An 18,541-nucleotide genomic window follows, 5' to 3' on the forward strand; every position below is an offset into this window, starting at 1 on the left:
GCTTGGAACCTTTCGAACCAAATCGACAGTAATCGGTTTCTAACACTTAATAAAGACCTTCCTTTCCGGTTATTTGGAGACCCAATGCGTCCCCTTTAGGAAACATTATAGGTTTTTCTTAATATTTTCGCAATATTTTTATTTATTTTCTCTTATTTTCTTTAATTTTCTTTCAAGCCATTGCGAGGGATAGGAACGTCGATTAAATTCACGTTATGCCAAAATCGAGTAAGAGAGGGCTAGCCGCCCTCTCTTACTCGATTATTTCGACGTTACGGTCTCGTTCTGGCCCGTGCCCGCCAGCACATCTACGTTCTTGAACTTGACGAAATGGCCCTTGTCTTCCGTTCCAGAGAGCGGATCGATAGGCTGCATTGCCGCCATGGCGACCGCCTCTCCCTTCGTCTCATTGGAATACTCACTGGCAAAAGCGGAGTTGGCGGCTGTTCGTCCGTTTTCGGGGGATAGCGAACCGAATCATTTGATAATATTATGAGAGATGATGTACTTGTCATAAATCCCGAAATAGCTTCCCCTGCCGATGTTGATGCCGAACTGCTTCAATTCGGAATTGGCGTTGATCATCGCCCCTTCGATGATATTGTTCGTAATGACGCAACTTCGGGAATTCGTTTTACCTTTGATCGGCGTATAGTAGGAATCGAAAAAGCGGTTACCCTCAATTATGAACTTATCGCAGGAGGCGTAAAACTCCACTACCCCGATCGGACCGATGCCCGCATCCGCATTTTGGCGGCCGTAATTGTGGAACAAGTTGTTGCGGATGACGACACTCGAGAACACTTCGACCGCCGTGTCGTCCGTAGAGATGACGATCGCCCCGAGTAATGGAAACGTATCGGTCAGTAGACTTGTAGCGGGGGTACCCGGCTTCACCGCGGAAGAAACGCTGATACGCATCATCCAACCGCCGCAAACAGTCCTGCAGTACCTGCGAATGAACGTTCTTGTATTCGGGAAACTCCTTCTTGAAGGCAGGCAGTTCATTCTGCTGCATGGCATAGGTGATGGTTTTGCCTTCCTGTTTGTAGGCGGTCTCGCGTTGTTCCTTAGCCCAATTGTACAGCTTCCGGCACAATTCCAGTGTTCGATTCATGAGTAGTTCCTTTTCGGGAGTCGGATAAAGACGAAACTGAAAGGTCATTTGCGCATGCATGCCTCCTTGCAAGAACGTATGTTCCCATTATCCTCCACCCAATTATAGAAAATGTTACAAGGGGAAACACGAGGGATTCGACAAAAAACAGTTCATTTAGGCTTCGCCTAACCGAAATTCATCCCCTCCCTGCAGAGGAAGAGGACTTCTTTCGGATTGGTGTTAAAATATTGATAAAAAAAGACACATACAAGTCTTTTACCGGATGATATACTTGCTAAAGCAAGCGCATTTGAGGAAACAACTACCAGTGAAGGAGGAGTTCATCAATAGTGGAAAATGCTCTGAATTCAAACTTTCAAAACAAACGTAATTCTGATGGCTACAAGCCTCAAAACATTCCGAAAGCTTTAAAAGTAATTCAAGGTAATTTTAATGAAGAGTCCAGGGAGGATGGATTACCTATAAGTGAGAATACTGCAAACAACATTCCGTTCAACCAAAGGATTGGGAACTGTTATGTCCACGTTTATGATTTCGAGAAAGCATATCATTTCTATACGAACATCTTGGGCTTAAAGCCTGCTTGGACAAGTAACGATAATAACAAACCTCTTGCCGGATTCAACATGGAGATTGGAACAGGATTTATCATTGTGGGGATGCCTACAAAAGTCACTCCTCTGCCTTACGCAGCATTTCATTTTCAATGTACGAATGTGGCTGAAGCGCATCGGTATTTAAGAGAAAAGGGTGTGCAAGTAACAGATATTTCAGAAGATGGCCACGGGTTTGAGTTTTGGGATACAGAAGGAAACAAGCTGCACACTATGTCAATTTAATGAGCTATATCAAATGGGAGACGTTTAGCGGAGTTTAAAAAAGATCATATGTTAGGAGCGATGAATATGAGTATGCAGCAACTCGCTGAAAAGAAAGGACTTTTCGTAACAAACGGCGATATTGTCCTCGGGAACCTGGTACCGGATCCGCATATTGATTCAGAGCTGACGAATGACGGCCTTCAATTTTCGTATAATGATCGGTGGGGCTGTGCCAGAACGGCCGGCATGGCATTCTCCGCACCCATGCAAATCAAGGCAGAAATACGAAGCTCGGTTGCGGATTTTCGTCTTCATGTCGGACCTAATGCATGCATTCGTATTAATGGATTGGACGGTTTCTTGATTTCACGCGATCCCGTTACGAAGGAAGAGAAGGAAGAGACAGCATTGTCGAAACAGATCTCTTTTAAACCAAATGAATTTGTTCACATACAGTGGGACATTCTCCCTGACTATTCCGTTGTTAAACTCAATGATGAAGAATTAATCCGGATAACCGGAGATTACTCCAAATTAACGAATACGGTACATATTAGCTCGTACAAAGATGTGAGTATTACGGTTAAATCATTGGATATACAGCGTCTCTCCAAAGGGATTATGGGAGAATACCGTACTGTCCAGGTGCCTGACCTGAGAAGTATTGGCTCAGTCTTTATTGAAGTAAAGGATTCGACGGTAACCAGTGAATGGTACGCCACAAAGCTTGGTTTAACTGCCGCCTATTTAGGAAACGGATTGGGCACAGCCCGGCCTATCCAGCATGGAGTAGGAATTACTATGCTCGGCGATCCAGGACATAATGCAGGAGTGCGGCTTGGTTTTTACACTCCGGACATTAGGAGAACTTATGAGATCATGAAGGAAAATGGAGTGGAAATCGTAGGGGAACTACGCGATTACGGCGATTTTGCAGAATTCAATTTTAAAGATGTAGACGGTAATTTAATGATGGTTTGCTGGTCTCCGGAAAAATAGAATAGAAGCGCAGTGCAAAAGCTGGCTGCCGCGAGATTAATCAAACGGCGGCTTCATTACGCTATTCTTAAAAAAGCCGGCTGCGAAAAATGCAAAAGGAGCTGTCGCGTCGCGACAAGCTCCTAGAAATCCAATGTCAACCGGCACATAGCAGTGACAAGTCAGGTTAAGAGACCCTGAGCTCTTTTCGTTTATAAAATTAAAACGTATTATAAACATTGTCACATTCTTTTGCGGTCGGTTCATAAAAACAGTGCTTCTTCCATCGTCCTGCGAGCGGCTGATTATACCAAGTTGGCGGACATGGTCCGGGTTCTTCGAACGTTCCTGGACGGAAATACCATAGGGAGAATTTGCCTGGCCAACTCCGCTCCCCATTCACAGCCCGTTGTGCCAGACGGCGTTCCCTCTCTCTTGCGTTTTGATAGTACAAACCATGTTGCAACGCTTCGAACGCATGCGGCTGGTTGATCATTTGGGGAATTGTCCGAATTCCTTTAAAATCGGAGCAATTCGCTCTTATTCGGTTAATGCCAACATTTCCGACAAGGAGCATACCCTTTTCGCCCTCGGTCTCAGCTTCAGCTCGAAGCAACCTTGCCAACATATCAATATCCTGTTTCCTAGCTTTTACGACTGCCATTCGCTCACCTCTGTAGATTTCTATACTCATCATATTGTAGGTGAAGCGGATTTGTTACTCTGGCAAAAAAGACAGCGATACTAAATAACCGTCCCACCACACTCACCATCATAATTTATGCAGATCGACCCAGTCCTGATATGTCCTCACAACAGGCACGCGTACTGCGTGCCAAGGCCAATATTTCATCGCATGCGATGTGTTGAACAGAACGACTTCATCGTTTTTGTGAATCCATCCTCGATCGATCAAGCGCAGCAAGCCCGCCCAGGCTGCCGCCCCTTCCGGTGATGCCGATATTCCCTGATTGCCCATATCCGCTTGGGCATCGCAAATTTCTTTCGGGGTAACGGACAATGCGGTACCGTTCGATTCCTGTAATATCGAGACGATTAAACCGCCGTCGGGTGGATTCGGTACGCGCATCCCTGTCGGCTTGGAGGTGACTCCTTCCGTTTGGGCGACGAATTCTCCCTTCGCCATCGACCGTACAACCGGCTGGCACCCCGCTTCCTGCACGCTTACCATCCGCGGCATATCACCGTCGACCATTCCAAGCTGTTTAAGCTGGCGAAAAGCATTCCACATTCCGATAATGCCAGAGCCGCCACCCGTCGGGTAAACGATTACGTCGGGCAGCTTCCAGCCGAGTTGTTCCGCCAGCTCAAGCCCCATCGTTTTTTTGCCCTCCACTCTTCCGGGTTCCTTAAGCGTACCGACATGGTGCCAGCCTTGGTCGCGTTCCCCGTCTCGAATAATTTGTCCGGCGTCATGGATCAACCCGTCTACCAGAAACGTACGGGCGCCGTAATGGATGCATTCCTCGACGATCAACCCAGGACAGTCCCGGGGAAGAAACAAGTATGCTTCCATTCCTGCATAGCCGGCATAGGCGGCCAACGCCGATGCGGCATTTCCGTTGGAGTTCACCGCCACTTTGCGAATCCCATATTCGCGCGCGAGCGAAACGGCCGCGGAAAAGCCACGCGCCTTAAAGCTGCCAGTCGGGTTTTGTTCTTCCCGTTTCACCCACAGCTTTTGCAGAGGCAGCGCTTTTTCCGCCCCATACAGACGAACGAGTGGGGTCCATCCTTCGCCGAGCGAGACGATATGTTCGTTTTTTTCGATCGGCAGCAACTCCTCATACCGCCACATCGTCGTTTGTCGATTTTTTAAGCTTTCCTTTGTCAATGTTCGGCTAGCCCGCTCCAGGTCGTATTCCACCAGCATCGTGCCGCCGCAACCGCATCGAGTATCTTTCATTTGAAACGTTCGGCGTTTCCCGCAGTTGCTGCAACATAATCCGCACTTCATGCTCATCCCCCCTCGACCACTCAAAACTTCTACAGCTTATGAACCATTGCGACGGTAGTCAATTGTCGTTCGCCTATTGTTGTCCGATTCGGGCCGATACCCAAACCGATCTCTGCGCAAGTACATAGGTTGAGATAGAGTTGTTGTGTGGGCGTGAGTTACAACCGGGATAAATGAAATCGTTATTTTTGAAGCTAAAAAAATAGTAAGGCAGCCTTACCCATCGGTAGACTGCCCTTTCGTTTTCTTATATCTCCACCAAGAGCCTGGTATGCCGATGTCTCTAAAACTTTTCGAACGTTTTTCGGTTAAGTCGCCGCCCTTTACGGGGAAAGCGTTATAAACATTATATTTTACGTTTTCTAATGACTATGAATCCAATAATTATCAGACTACTCAAAATAAAACCTACCGTATAGAGGAACAGGAAGATTAGTATATTCAGAGCGTCAGTGTACACAAAAAAGGACATAATAGATGCAATGACGTATAAACTAAACCCAACACCAAGCGATTGAAATATTAAAGATTTCTTAGGGACCTTACTTACTCTAAATATCGCAAAGCATACAGGCACTATAAGTATAATTACCAACATACTCAAATTAATAAAACCCTCTAGATCAATCGGTAAAACCCCCTTGGTATGACATTAAAATCAAGTCGTAATGCAGTTCTGGAACACAAATGATTGTCGCCAAAACTTTCTTCAATAAGAAATTGTGAGCGTAGCCGTATCTAAGTTCGCAGTTAGATATGTATGCTTTTGTGGAATCACCACTGCAATTAGAAACAATTCCTTTCAGTCCGGAGATGACTTGCATGTATCGAGGATATCTATTCCATACAAAGTTCAACCACTCCGCCTTTGTATGTCTTCGCTGTCCAAGCATGCAATTAACAAAATATTTCTTTCCCTCCCTAATCTATGATTATTCATTATATTATGAAGTACCCTATTATAGGGAAATCTTTTCAACTTACCCTTCACACAAGCTTTTCAGTCATTTTCCGTCATCTCCTCAAGTTCCGGAACATCGTCGTAGGCGACGAGCGAAAGATCTTCCGGAATCCTCAAACAAAAAAAGCCGCCAAGGCAATTCGCCCGACAGCTTCTCCACGGTTCAATGCGCTTACTTGGCTTGGAGCTTCTTCAGTAGTTCGGTCAGGCGAGCGAAGCCTTCATTCATGCCGCCTTCCATGCCGGATTGCAGCATGCCGTCACGGTCGGCGACCGAGCGGAAAACGGATTCCATCTTCACCAGCGTCCGTCCGCCGGGGAGTTCGACGAACAAAGCCGTCTCCAGCGTGACGTGACCTCGTTCCGGCAGCCCCAGGAACTCGAACGTCTGAATGATTCTTTCCGGCTTGGTGACTTCATGGAATACGCCGTTGAAGGCGAATTCGTGGCCGTCCGGATCTTTGGAGACGTATTTCCAATGTCCGCCGTCCCGCGCTTCGAAAGCGATGATTTCCGTCGTTAGGCGGTCGGGACCCGACCATTGCGCGAACAGATCTGCGTCAGTGAATGCCTCGAACACCAGCTCCCGGGGTGCGTCAAACTCCCTCTCGATGAAAATCATTTGCGAGCCCGGCTCGGCGATCAGTTTCGTTTCGTTCAGTGTGGTCATTGTTCTTCGTTCCCTTCGTTTGGTTTGGGGTTCTGCTTCTTCATGCGTGCTTGGAGCAAAATGTCCAGCTTTTCAAACTTGCGGCTCCACATCAATCGGTACCGTCTCGCCCACTCTTCCACTTCGGTAATCGCCTCCGGATTCAGTCGGTAGATGCGCTGCTGCGCCTGCTTCTCCATCGTGACGACGTTCGCTTCGCGCAGCACCTTGAGATGCTGCGATACCGCAGAAGCGCTAATCTGAAAATGGCCGCAAATTTCCGTGGCGGTCAATTGCTCGTGAGTGGCCAATAGCTCGATGATCTGGCGCCTGTTCGGATCGGCGATTGCTGTGAAGGTGTCCATGGTCTTATTATAAACCCATCACTTAATTAAGTAAATACTAAAATAAAAAAAATATCCGCATACTCGAATTTGCCGGTCTCCCTGTTTTCCATTCGATTAAGCACGACAATAAACAGCTAGGAGTATGCGCAAACCGCTCATATCCTAGCTGTATGTGGGTTAAGGGGCAATTCATTCGGTGCCTGCACTCGCCATGTCCGAAAGCGTGCATCACGCCTGGCACCTGAGAGCGATACTCCGTCTCCTTCTCATCTTGAATGGGTAGTGCATCAAAGTCGGCCCGCACTAGTAGCCGAGCACGGTGATATAGAAGCTTGCGTCGACCGGATTATCGCTCGTATCTGCAATCCGCAGCCGAATGCCATTCATAGCGGACGATACAATCGAATAGACGAGTGCCGCACCGCCTCTCGTAGTTATTTGCGGAACGACGCTGTCCGCCGAGCTCAACGATTCGATAAGGACGATGTCGACCAAGCCGATACCGACTCTCGTTACGGTAGAGATCCCCTTCCCCGCCTTCAAGATTGCGCCAGTGCCATCCAGACTTATATGTCCATAGGCGACCGGTGTCAAAAACCACGACCCTCCTGCTTCATTGGCCGCTGTGTTCACCTTTGCGTTCATCGCTCCATAGAAGGTGTTGTCTTTCCCGACCTTGACTCCGTAGCCGGACGCCGGGGCCGGAAGCGATACGCCGGCTGTCATAAACGGTTGATCACGATTGCGAAACGAATTGCCGTCAATGATACCGCTTACGTTGGCCGAGGCAACGAGCACTCCGAAAGCGACATTATAGTCGCTCACCTGAACGTTGTCCACGACATTGCCCGTGAAGGTGAAATCCTTCACCATGTTTCGCAGCGTAAGAGCGGATCGCAGCGAATCACGGAACACATTTCCGCTAAGGGTCACATTCTCGAAGAAGGAGATGCTGACCGCGCCGTCGTTTGGATGATAGCCGTAGCCTTGGATGTAGTTATCCGAAATAATCAGGTTGCGTCCGATCAGATCGTGCGTTCCGCCCGGGCTGAAGGCGGTAATGGCCGCTCTTCGGTATGGGTCCGACGGTTCAAGGAGCAGTTCGTTGCCGATGCATACGATATTGCGCGGCGGAGCTTTACCATTTGTATCATTGGAGCCGCCTTCGTCGATGCCGATGGCGATATACGATCCCTTCGTCACGTTGCCGATGAACCGGATGTTGCGTCCCCCGTGGGTGTCCAGCGACTTCCATGTCGTTGCTCCCTCGACACGGTTGAAGGCGATATCTACGTTATCCGAAGGTCGACCGATGGTCAGATTCGGATCAGGCACGCTCGTGCTGCCATGAAGCCGCGTGACGGCGATGCCGTACACGTTGTAATTCGGCTTTGCGCCCGCAAAGCCGGGGGACAATTGCTGTATCGTATTGCCGATGCACTTGCCGTCGACGATGCCGTACAATCGAATGCCGTCTCGACCGCACCTGCGGATTTTGTTATTGATCGCGCGGAAATAGGTGACATTGTCTGCGATAATGCCCGACTGGCCGAACCCCTCGATCCGGCAATTCTCGACGACGATCCGTTCCCCCACGTCCGTAAGCGCTTGCATTTGATTGGCACTGTAGCCGAGAATTCCCCGTTGATACCACCTGCCTCGTATATCGATACCGATATTTTCGGCATATTGGGCGTTCCAAATCGCTGCATCCTGGTCTCCGTTTACCCAGTCGGGAACGCCCGTGCCATACCACGGACCGCGTATGTCGAAGCCGTCGATCGCGATGTCGCGACTTCCGGGCTCGACGGCGAAGCCCGCGGAGGCACCCGGATTCGGCTGCAGGATGATCACCTCCCCTTCCGCCACCAAGCGGGTGCCGGATCGGACGATCGGCGTGCCACCCGTAAAATCGTAAGTACCTGGCGAGAAGCGGACCGTCCTTCCTTGCGCGGCATCGAGCGCCGCTTGCACGTCTGCATAATTTTTGCCGCCGGTGTATATCAATGTTCCCAACAAACCGGCAACGGTCCCCCCGTCGTAGCCGATGAGCCCCGCTCCTTTTGCCGGGTCCGCCCCGTTTGCCAGATCGGCAGCCAACTGCTCGCAGCAGTCCTCTGTTAACTCCGGACCGTGGCCATAGACGGACTTCGTTACGTTACCGGGCATAGCTGCAGCTGAATAACCGAAGCTTGCGGCCGAGGCGGCTCCGGCCATTGCCATCGCCATCCCGGAAAGCAGCTTGCGCCGGCTGATCGCCGTCTTAGTTTCGGACATTTGTACGACCTCCAATTATCGGGCAACGCCCATTACTTTTTTAACTCCGTTGCTATTAACTTTACAGCGTCCTCATCCGCCTGACGCAGTGCCGTATTCAAATCGAGCTCTCCTTTTTGCAGCTTCAGTCCGTAGGCAGTGTACAGATCGATCAACTTCGCGTCGTAAAGGGCTTTGGGAGCGTTAGGAGCGAATTTTTTCTCAAACACGGCTTTCAGGTTTTTATCCTTAAACGGCGATTCCGTACCGAACGTTTTTAATACATCATCGCTTTTCAATACCGGCATAATGCCTTTTCGGGCCAATTCCATCTGAAACTCGTCGGATACCATATATTTCAATACTTCCATTGCGGCCGCCTTGCTCTTGGATGTTTTCGTAATGCCGAAGTAGGTCGGATAAGAAGGTGAGCCCGTATTCGGGAGATTGGAGAAGGAGGGCAGTGCGACGATATCCCAGTTGAACGCCTTAAGCTGCTGCTCCCACGCGTAAATCAAACTGGACAAGTAAGGAAACATCGCTACCCTCTGCTTATCGGTAAAATCGTAGATATCCGGAATTTTCCCCGATGTTCTTATATACTCCGTTACGACGGGATCTTGGAAAGGATCCGTGAACAGCGTTTGGTAGAACGTTTTCCAGCGTTCGTCCTTATTGATTGTAGGCGCGTTGGCGGCCAGATCGGCATTCGGGATCGAGAGAGGGTTCAGACGGAACATATGCTTCTGGGAATGGGTCAAGCCGAAATAAGAAACACCGCCTTCACTGCGGGCCATTTTCTTTGCCGTCGAGATCGTTTCCTCCCAGGTGGCGTTCGATTTCGGATACGGTACGCCGAACTTGTCGAAAAGCGTCTTATTATAATAAAGGACTAGATTGCTGGTGAAGACGGGCAAACCGTACATTCTCCCTCCGGATGCCTGCTTCACCGCTTCGATTATAGTCGGCTCGAACTTGTTCAGGTCGACCTTGTGTTCGCGGATCAGGTCGGTCATGTCATACTCGAGCGCCGCCGGCATCATGAAGTTTTCATAATTCCCGATCGATTGGAAGAAAATGTCGAACGTCGTGTTCGTTGCAATCATTTGCTCAAGCGTGATGCCTTGGCTTTGAATGTACTTGATCGTATATTCGGGAAACTTCTTGCGCAGCGTATTGCCGAAACGGTAGTCGAAGCTTTCTGTCGGATCGTTGTTGTTCGAATAAAAGACGACTTCCGCCGGTTCTCTTTTGACCGGCGTTTGCGCCTTCGGCTGGGCGGAATCCGAATCGGATTCCCCCCGCTTTCCTCCGTTTTCACCCGAGCAGGCCGAAACCAATAATACGGTGGCGAGCATGATTGCAAAAGGTGATGCGGTTTTTTTAGCATACATGTGGAACTCCCCTTTCATGATTTACGGGTTTCCCCTCTGACGATCAAATGAGACAGCGGGATACGGAAAGCTGCGCCTTCGGCAATGTCGTACACGTATCCTTTGGAGAAATCGTTCGCATCGGCGTACCGTCTCACAAGGGACGCTTCCCCGATATCGACGCGGTAACGGTTGCCGTCGATTCGTTCGACATGCTCGATCCGATAAGCCGCATTGCGAACCCCGTCATTTAAGACATAGACGAACCGGCCGATCCAGTCGGCAGACGTATAGATGGCGCCCTCCCGGGGCAAAGCATCCAGTTCCACCACGAGAAAGTTGCGATAGGAAAGCTCCCGCGTGAAATCGACGATCCTTCCCGCTACAAACGTACATCTATCGCCGGACAAGTCCGTGAACCGGCCATCGTTTGCATAGACAAACACTTCACGGCCATCCCGCTCCGCATATACGCCGAAAAATCCGGCAAACTTCAGCGTTCCGTCCACGATAAATTCGGTGTCCGGCGACAGCGTACAGACGACCGTATCCGTCCTGCCGTCTTCAAGCCCGATTCGGATCGCTCTCGCTTCGAAATGCCCCGCAACTGTTCCGTCAGCCCTTCTCACTTCCAACGGTTCGATCGACCGGATAAACCGATGGTCCCGATAAGGCTCTATAACGGAGCTGAACATCGATTCGAGGTTCTCCCCTTGCCGGTGCGCGATGACGTACTTCAAGAGAGGCGGGTTGGACGGCTTCTGCGGAGGTACGCCGTCGGCCAGAGCAACGTCGTCAAACTCGTCAAGCATCGTCAATCGCAGGTGAACATTCTTTGCATCCGACGAAAGGCCGCGAAAGTCAACGACCGCCCAATCGACGCTGAACCGGTCGGGAGGATTTGTGTCTCGTTCCACATGTTTCAGGTAATGGTAGCCGCTTCCTTGATACAGCTTCTCAGCAGGATCGACGTCGTTCGGAACCCCGTACGGCACATCCGGACCGGCATAAGTTCCGACGAACTTTCCGGTCTCATCCGTCTGCGGTACGAGGCGCAGTCCTTCGACACTAACGTCGCCAACCGTCCCGTGGAAGCTGTAGCGATGGTCGCCGCCCCCCTTGACGCGAAAAAAATCGACGGTGTAACTTTGAGCCTCATCGACACGGATCATCGCTGTCGCCCGCCGGTACATGTCCGTATGCGGATACGCCTGCGGATCCTCCACCTCGATCAGTTGCACCTGCGGACCGTCGTCGAAATGAAGCGGAAAGCCGACCCAGGTACCGTTCTGCTTCCGGTTGTCCACGACTACCGTGTTGTGACTGATCGTATTGTTCTCCCATTCATGCCGCTTCGGCCACATCCCCGTTGCCTCCGGGTATCCGAGGTCGGGGCTCAGATCGAGCCCGAAGGCGTGTACGCCGATATTCAGCTTGTCGCGATGGGCATGGCTCGTCCCCGAACGTCCGTAATACATCCATATGTCCCGCCTCGTATCTCCGAAGAGGGGGTCCGCATTGTCTCCGTCCCGCAGAACGGCGAACCCGAAGCCGGTCATATTTTCGCTCCGGGGCTTCCACTCGCCATGCTTCTCGATCTCTTGTCCGATTTGGTCCGCGAGGAGGTCCGCCTCTTCCGAGAATATGTCGCCGTGAATGCCCGCTGTCGAATTCCCGTTCAGAAAATAGGCGACCTGAGCCATGATCGGTTCTCGATAAAGCTCGTAAGCTTTCACGGCTACCTTCTTATCGATCAAACGGAAGGCGTTGCCGGTCAGCCCCGTATCTCCGATCTGGGCCGTGTATTTGTCGAGCATAATAAGCGGAATCTGGGAGTGGAACATACGCTTCAGCCTTACGTTCCGGTACAAATCGGCGCCCTCGAACGTGCTATCGTACCCGGCCAATACATCGGATATGAGCGCATAGCCTTCCAGCCAGCCGCTGTTGTAGCCGGGCGATCCTTCGTCGCCGTGGCCGTCCCTGTCCACGAGATTGACTAGCGAAGCCAGCATGTCGCCGCCGGATATATGATGGACGGGCTTCTTCAAATACGCTCCCGGTCGGAAGACGAATTGCAACCACTCCTCCGTCGTGCCGGGCTCGTCGAGCACGACGGCCGCCATAGCCAGAGCGCTTTGGTGGTAGCCCGTATTGCCGCGGATTCGCGCACTTTTCACGCCCGGGTACACTTCCCGGATAATCCCATTCTCGATATTCAGGCGGATCGCCTCCGCCGAGCTTTTCGAATTGTCCAGGCCATACCGGTTCGCTTTTTGCTGCAGAAAGCGGATCGTTTCCGCATCGTCCATCATCGGGTAGAACGCATCGTAGGCGCTTGCGTATAATTTGACAAGACGGGTTTCCCATATCGAGCCGATCGTTTTGCCGAGACCGTCACCGCCATGAGAATTGAGGAATACGGTTTTGTCATAGGGCAACGTATCCATATCCGGATAAACGTCCGCGATTCGGTCCAGCATGATGACACCAATCCGGGCGTAGCGAATATCGCCGGTGTACAGATAAGCGTCCCGAAGGCAGGCAAGTACGTCCATCACCACGTTTTTCCACAAAAAGTGATGGTAATAGGCGACGAATGTCCAGCGGTTTCCTTGATCGTCCACCCAACCGAAGCCGTCGTCGACACCCCACATTTTCCCCTTGTCGGGATAGAGCGTGTTTACGAGCAGTCGTCGGTCCGCCATGCGCGGATCGAAAATACCGTGCCGATCGAGTCCGCTGGCGTAATAGGCGGCGAAGTCGTTGGCCGGAAATTTGAAGCCGCTGCTCGGGTCCGTTATTTTCCAAGGTTCGTTCAGGTCGAGCGTGTAACCGTAAGGGCCGTATCGGGCGAGAAACGATTTCCCGGTAACGGGCGAGCCTTCCACTTGGTTCGTAGCATAGCTCCGCGGAACGGACTGGGGAGGAATCAGGCTCCACCAGAAGTCCGCTCCGCGCTCCAAAGCCTCGTCTGCCTTGGCGGCCGCCCGCTCCATCATGTCACGGGCCCATCCGCAGCTCGCGATATTCGCCCGCGCATTGGCGATTTTGCTAGGAGTATATAAAGTGACCCGACGCTTTGCGTTCGTTAAAACCATGAGTTTATTCTCAACTCGCTTTTGGTTAAGACTGCAGATGACGGACTACTTTGCGGACCGCATGAGCAACGTCGTACATGTCGCCTTCTTCGGCAAGCAACACCCGTTGGCTCAACCACAGCACTTCCTTGTCGCTCGCACGTTCGCTGTTGGGACAATCCCATACTTGCTTTCGCCCCGTCCATCGCTCGGTCTCTTCCACAATGGCCGTGTTCCGATTCAATGGAACATACCCCCCGCTTACCGGTATACCTTCGGCGTTAATTTTCCCGATCGCTTCCTTCTTGTCGAACCGGACTGCCAACTCCGGCTCTAGTCTGAACATATACAAGTGGTACGCATGCCTCGTCTGCAGAGGCCTCCGTCTCATCACCCCGACACCATCGATCTCCTCCAGCAATTGCGTCAGCAGCTCAGCATTGCGCTCCCGGTGCCGAAGCTGCTCCTCGAGCCTCGTCAGTTGGCCGAGCAGAACGGCGGCCTGGAATTCGGTCATCCGCAAATTCCAACCGATCCTCTCGTGCTGATACCATTCTCCCCCGCGCACGCGGCCCACGTTGGAGAGCGACCATGCCGCGTCGGCAAGCTTGTCGTCGTTCGTAAGCAGCATCCCGCCTTCTCCGGCCGTCAAATTTTTGCTGCTCTGGAAGCTGATGCTCCCGATATCCCCCAACGCCCCAACCGGCTTCCCATCCCATTCCGCTCCGATGGCCTGGGCGGAATCTTCGATCAAGACGAGACCGCGTCGAACTGCGATCGACTTCAGCCGGGTCATGTCGGCTGGCGCTCCAGCAATATTCACCGCCACGATCGCTTTCGTTCTCGGCGAGATCAGCCGTTCGATCTGTTCGGGATCGAGCAGCAGCGTATCGGGCTCGACGTCGGCAAAGACGGGAATGGCTCCAAACAGCAACGCTGAGGTCGCCGTAGCGATAAACGTGTACGAGGGCATAATAACCTCGTCGCCGGGCTGTACGCCGGCCGCTTTTAAAGCTACTGTCAAAGACAACGTCCCGTTCACCATCGTCAACCCGTGCCTCGCCCCGTGGAGCGCCGCGATTTTCTCTTCCAGCTCCGGCAGCTTGCTCCGGTTCGCCCCGCCCCACTTGCCCGAACGCAGCGTCTCCAGCAGCAGCCGCTCCTCAGTCTCGCCGAAAACCGGCCATTGCGGGAATTCCGCGGTTCTAACCGGCATACCTCCATCAGAAGCCAACAAATCCGATTTCATCCTGCTCCCCCTTATAATTGCGACGTCTGCATGGCCAGGCGTGTCGTAGTTCGGATTGTCGTTACGCCATAGCGCTCCGAGAGCGTTGATGCGTGCAATTGTCCGGCGTTTGCTCCCGCTGGAATCGGAATATACAGCACCGCTTCGACCTTCTCCGCCTCAGCTGTCTTGGCTACGACGGAGATTTCCCCGTCGTCCGCGCCGCTTACGATACGCAGGCCGCGCCTGGCGCGCTCCCAGTCGTTTATGCGTTTTCCGGTCCAAAATTCGAAGCCGCGCGCCTTCGCTTCCCGAACCGTGCGCCTGAACGCTTCCCGAACCGGCGCCTTTTGATGCAGATGCACTTGATGGAACAGGAAATGGGCAACTCCTTCAACACGGCGCACCGCCTCCAGAAAAGGAACGATTACACTCGTATCGGTCCATTTGCCATGATCCATATCTTGGGTCAAAAAACCGATCTCCAGGACGTTGTACAGCCGGTTTCGTTCGTCCGACCAAGCTATCGGCCGGTAAGGGTGGCACGTTCCGAATAAGAAGCCGACATTCCCCTTTTTGCTTGGCCCTCTCGTCTGATCGCTCTCGATACCATACTTTTCGCACCAACGGAACAGCTCGCTCCAGCCCTCAAAGCGGGTAACATGGTTTTTGTTCGACACGACGGCCGTATCGCTCGCAACCGCTCTCAAATGATCCAACTGTCGTTTGAATTCGGCTTCGGCCCAATAGCCGTTCCGGTCGATCGCGTTGTAGTGGAATGCGATTTCATGACCGTCCTGTTCGATCCGGTCATACAGCGGGCGGCTGTAACCGCTCTCGATCATACACCAGGTCGAACGGATGCCGAATTCCTTCATTAGCCCGAGTGTCGTAATGCCATGCTCCTCTTCATTGCCATCGCTGTCGTGGGAAATCATCGCGACCGACTCGACGCCCGGCGGCCAATAGCCGAAATACGGCACGCTCCAGCCGTGTTGGGCCGCACGCCTAACGATATGTCCGACTATCGCCTCACGCCATTCGTCGGTGTACGGGTAAGCGAAATATGGCGCACCCGTCTCGCTGATCAGCCGGTCGCGTTCCCAGCATTGCTCAATAGAATCGTCCGCCTTCAAAATTCCGTCATTTACGGAAGCTGTGCCGTCCGGTGCCGGAGCGCCGTCCTCCACGAGCGGCGCGGACCCTTGCTGCAGCTTTACGATTGTCGTCAGCAGTCCGACCGACCACCGATCGACGAAGCCGGAGCCGACTTGGAATCGGAGCAGTGCGGGGAGAACGTCATGATTTGCGTCGTCTAGCGCCGCGTCCAAACGGATTTTTCCCAGTTTTTCGGCCGGAGTGACGTCATTCCCGAATGGCAGCCAGGGCAAAGCATCAAGAAACCGCAACGGTCGGGATTCCGTGCTTTCCGTTCCTTTCTCCCGGGAGTGGAAATACGCATACCCGGATTGATGCCGGGGCATTTTGACATATCCGAGTCTTGCTGCCATCCGGTTTAGATTGGCGAACAAGACGACGCCCCCACCCTCGCTGGCAAAGCGGTACAGAACCTCGACAGAAGCCTCGTTCTCGGCGGCCAAGGCAACCAATACTAGATCGTAGCGGCTTCGCAGCAAGTCGTCCAACCGTTCCGGCATCTCAAATGTGATTCCCCGATGATTCAACAGTTCCTCCAAGTAAGTTTCAAATACGTTCATTCCGTATTGCCAACGAGCTTCTGCAACTTCCCGATCGAACCAAACTGCGATTCGCGCCAGTTTCATAAGCGGTCCCCCAATGTCGGTCATAGCCATTCTGTGCTCAATCTATAAACCGGTACCATACCGGTTTATAGATTGAGCAATGGTGTTTTCGTAAAAAAGACTTTTATGACTTAAATAAAAAGGTAAAACGACTGTTTTTCCCATCGCCTTGAACGATAAACATTCAATCCTCCTCACACCGATTCATTAAACCGGTATTGAACCGGTCGAGATTGAGTATATCCTGTTTCGAAACAGATGACAAGGATAATTTAAAGGCCTCTTCTTTTGAGAGGTGTTGTATTGATCCGGTCTGTTTTGCTACAATAGCAATACTATGACATTAGAAAAGGATACGTTTCCATGCGCAGAGAGAACGAGTTGAGATATACGGAATTGGCCAATATTTTACGCGAGCAAATCTATTCGGGGTATATCAAGCCCGGGGAGTACTTGTTGTCGGAAAACCGCTTGAGCGAATATTACGGCATGAGTCGGACATCCGTCAGGGCGACCTTGGACAAACTGATGCAAGAAGGCCTTATCGTGAAGCAGCCTTCCCGCGGCTCTATGGTATCGCCCGATCTCATAATACCGAGGGAACAGCATAGAACGTTGCAAATCGTCTGTACTTCCCCCTCCGAATTTATGAATGCTTGTCTTCCGATCGTCATAGAGACATTCGAACGGGAGCATCCGCATGTTAAAGTGAAAGTGATAGGCTATCCGGCCGGCTCCTTTTGGGATTGTCTGAACGGCGGCATGGAGCCTGATCTTCTATTGATAACCGATCGACAATACGCCGAGATCGAGAGCGACGAAGTGTTCGGAGAGTTTCACGTTTCGGTATCCAAATCCGCTACCGGCATATACCCGAAGCTACTCTCGGCATTCTGGAGGGATGACAAGTTCAGAGCGATCCCGGTGACGTTCTCTACCATATTCATGGCATACAATCCCGGTATGTTTGAGAAATATAACGTACCAAAGCCGACCGCGGATTGGGTGCGGGAAGATCTGCTGCGTGCCGCGCAAAAATTGACACTTGATACGAACGGCGACGGCATCACGGACCAATACGGTCTATCCTTGTCATCTACCTTCAGTCGCTGGCTTGTTTTTGCTCTGCAAAACGATGTTCGCTTCTTCACGAAGTCCAGCCAAATCGAACCGATTCAAAATTCGTTGGACTTCATCCATGATCTGCTCTTCCGTTATAAAATCGCAACCTTATTCCAGAGCCGGCGTTTTCTCATCAATGGGGACGCATTTCCTAGGCAACGAGCAGCTATGGTGCTGACCACCTCGATGGAATTAGCCGGTTGGAGAAAACAGATGCCATTCGAACCCCAAGTCACGGCGATACCGTTCGGCCCGTCGGAAGCGACGACGGTGGTGGCCAATTTACTCGCTATTCCTTCCACTTGTCGAAATGTCGAACTGGCCAATCTGTTCGTGCAAACTTCGATCCGGGAAGATGTCCAGAAAAGAATGGTCGAACAGACCCGATTCATCTCCGTACTGAAACAAGTAAACCCGCTGGTCTGGAGCGACGAATATTTGCATTCGCTTAATATTCTCAACGGCGATATTGCAAACAGTTATTTCTTGCATGAGTTGTTTCCGAATCCGATAGACATTCTTGACCTGGAGCAAGGCATGGAATGGTTTTGGGCCGGCCTGGAATCTGCCTCCTCTTTCGCCGGGCAGTTGCACGAAATCATTGCGCGCCGGTGGGTACAGCCAGTCTAGTCGAAGAGGCGAGTTCGCGATGCTTTCCCGTTATATATAAGTTTTGGGGGATCGTTTGTACAATCTGTTTTACGCCCATTTCTAGTTTACATAATAATTGTTATGTAAACTGTTTGTTTCCATGGTGTCTCCCCAACCGGATGGATAGGTAACACCGTCCGAGAACTACCAGAAACATCCGGACGGTCTTCGTACTCCGACATCGCACCATTTAACAGTCAGAAGCCCCCATATA

At 51.6% G+C, this 18,541-nt stretch carries 14 protein-coding genes and 1 pseudogene; 3 read left to right on the top strand and 12 right to left on the bottom strand.

Features of this window, described 5'->3' with window-relative positions; translation table 11 throughout:
• Positions 1-261: 261 nt before the first annotated feature.
• From FE783_RS38665 to FE783_RS38670, 3 genes and pseudogenes are all read right to left on the bottom strand, one after another.
• Entirely contained in the window at positions 262-384 is a 123-nt protein-coding gene (locus tag FE783_RS38665; protein ID WP_274381448.1) for a hypothetical protein, read from the bottom strand.
• Between the two features lie 93 nt (positions 385-477).
• The gene (locus FE783_RS38320; protein ID WP_238403119.1) at positions 478-924 is read right to left on the bottom strand and encodes a hypothetical protein; all 447 of its coding nucleotides are present in this window, start codon (positions 922-924) and stop codon (positions 478-480) included.
• A gap of 121 nt (positions 925-1,045) precedes the next feature.
• Positions 1,046-1,177 (bottom strand): annotated as a pseudogene (locus tag FE783_RS38670) (helix-turn-helix domain-containing protein); the annotation flags it as partial.
• Between the two features lie 272 nt (positions 1,178-1,449).
• Between FE783_RS38670 and FE783_RS16065 the strand changes: the two are divergent.
• Together FE783_RS16065 and FE783_RS16070 are read left to right on the top strand one after the other, a co-directional pair.
• A complete protein-coding gene (locus tag FE783_RS16065; protein WP_158301837.1) occupies positions 1,450-1,959 on the top strand; it encodes a VOC family protein in 510 nt (169 codons plus the stop codon).
• A gap of 66 nt (positions 1,960-2,025) precedes the next feature.
• Positions 2,026-2,940 (top strand): VOC family protein, encoded by a 915-nt coding sequence (locus FE783_RS16070; RefSeq protein WP_138880404.1) that lies wholly within the window; start codon positions 2,026-2,028, stop codon positions 2,938-2,940.
• Between the two features lie 199 nt (positions 2,941-3,139).
• Here FE783_RS16070 and FE783_RS16075 read toward each other — a convergent pair whose 3' ends face one another.
• From FE783_RS16075 to FE783_RS16120, 9 genes are all read right to left on the bottom strand, one after another.
• Entirely contained in the window at positions 3,140-3,583 is a 444-nt protein-coding gene (locus FE783_RS16075) for a cell wall hydrolase (protein ID WP_138880405.1), read from the bottom strand.
• Between the two features lie 108 nt (positions 3,584-3,691).
• Positions 3,692-4,897, bottom strand: coding sequence for a threonine synthase (locus FE783_RS16080; protein ID WP_138880406.1), 1,206 nt, complete (start codon positions 4,895-4,897; stop codon positions 3,692-3,694).
• Positions 4,898-6,030: 1,133 nt separating this feature from the next.
• Positions 6,031-6,528 carry an SRPBCC family protein gene (locus tag FE783_RS16085; RefSeq protein ID WP_138880407.1) on the bottom strand — a complete coding sequence of 166 codons (498 nt, stop codon included), beginning with the start codon at positions 6,526-6,528 and terminating at the stop codon, positions 6,031-6,033.
• Complete coding sequence (locus FE783_RS16090; RefSeq protein ID WP_138880408.1) at positions 6,525-6,872, bottom strand: ArsR/SmtB family transcription factor; 348 nt, start codon at positions 6,870-6,872, stop codon at positions 6,525-6,527. Before FE783_RS16090 ends, FE783_RS16085 begins: the two co-directional genes overlap by 4 nt.
• A 285-nt stretch (positions 6,873-7,157) precedes the next feature.
• A complete protein-coding gene (locus FE783_RS16100; protein WP_138880409.1) occupies positions 7,158-9,131 on the bottom strand; it encodes a right-handed parallel beta-helix repeat-containing protein in 1,974 nt (657 codons plus the stop codon).
• Between the two features lie 32 nt (positions 9,132-9,163).
• Positions 9,164-10,504 (bottom strand): ABC transporter substrate-binding protein, encoded by a 1,341-nt coding sequence (locus FE783_RS16105; protein ID WP_158301838.1) that lies wholly within the window; start codon positions 10,502-10,504, stop codon positions 9,164-9,166.
• Positions 10,505-10,518: 14 nt separating this feature from the next.
• Positions 10,519-13,485: a heparinase II/III domain-containing protein gene (locus FE783_RS16110; protein WP_158301839.1), complete on the bottom strand. Its 2,967-nt coding sequence runs from the start codon at positions 13,483-13,485 to the stop codon at positions 10,519-10,521.
• Between the two features lie 124 nt (positions 13,486-13,609).
• Positions 13,610-14,812, bottom strand: a complete 1,203-nt coding sequence (locus tag FE783_RS16115) for a DegT/DnrJ/EryC1/StrS family aminotransferase (protein WP_138880412.1) — start codon at positions 14,810-14,812, stop codon at positions 13,610-13,612.
• An 11-nt stretch (positions 14,813-14,823) separates the two neighbouring features.
• On the bottom strand, positions 14,824-16,575 hold the full coding sequence (locus tag FE783_RS16120) for a polysaccharide deacetylase family protein (RefSeq protein ID WP_138880413.1): 1,752 nt from the start codon (positions 16,573-16,575) through the stop codon (positions 14,824-14,826).
• Between the two features lie 342 nt (positions 16,576-16,917).
• Here FE783_RS16120 and FE783_RS16125 point away from each other — a divergent pair, with 342 nt between their 5' ends.
• A complete protein-coding gene (locus tag FE783_RS16125) occupies positions 16,918-18,306 on the top strand; it encodes an extracellular solute-binding protein (protein ID WP_138880414.1) in 1,389 nt (462 codons plus the stop codon).
• Positions 18,307-18,541 lie beyond the last annotated feature (235 nt).

The sequence above is a fragment of the Paenibacillus mesophilus genome (genome assembly GCF_005938385.1).
GTDB classification, from domain to species: domain Bacteria; phylum Bacillota; class Bacilli; order Paenibacillales; family NBRC-103111; genus Paenibacillus_AB; species Paenibacillus_AB mesophilus.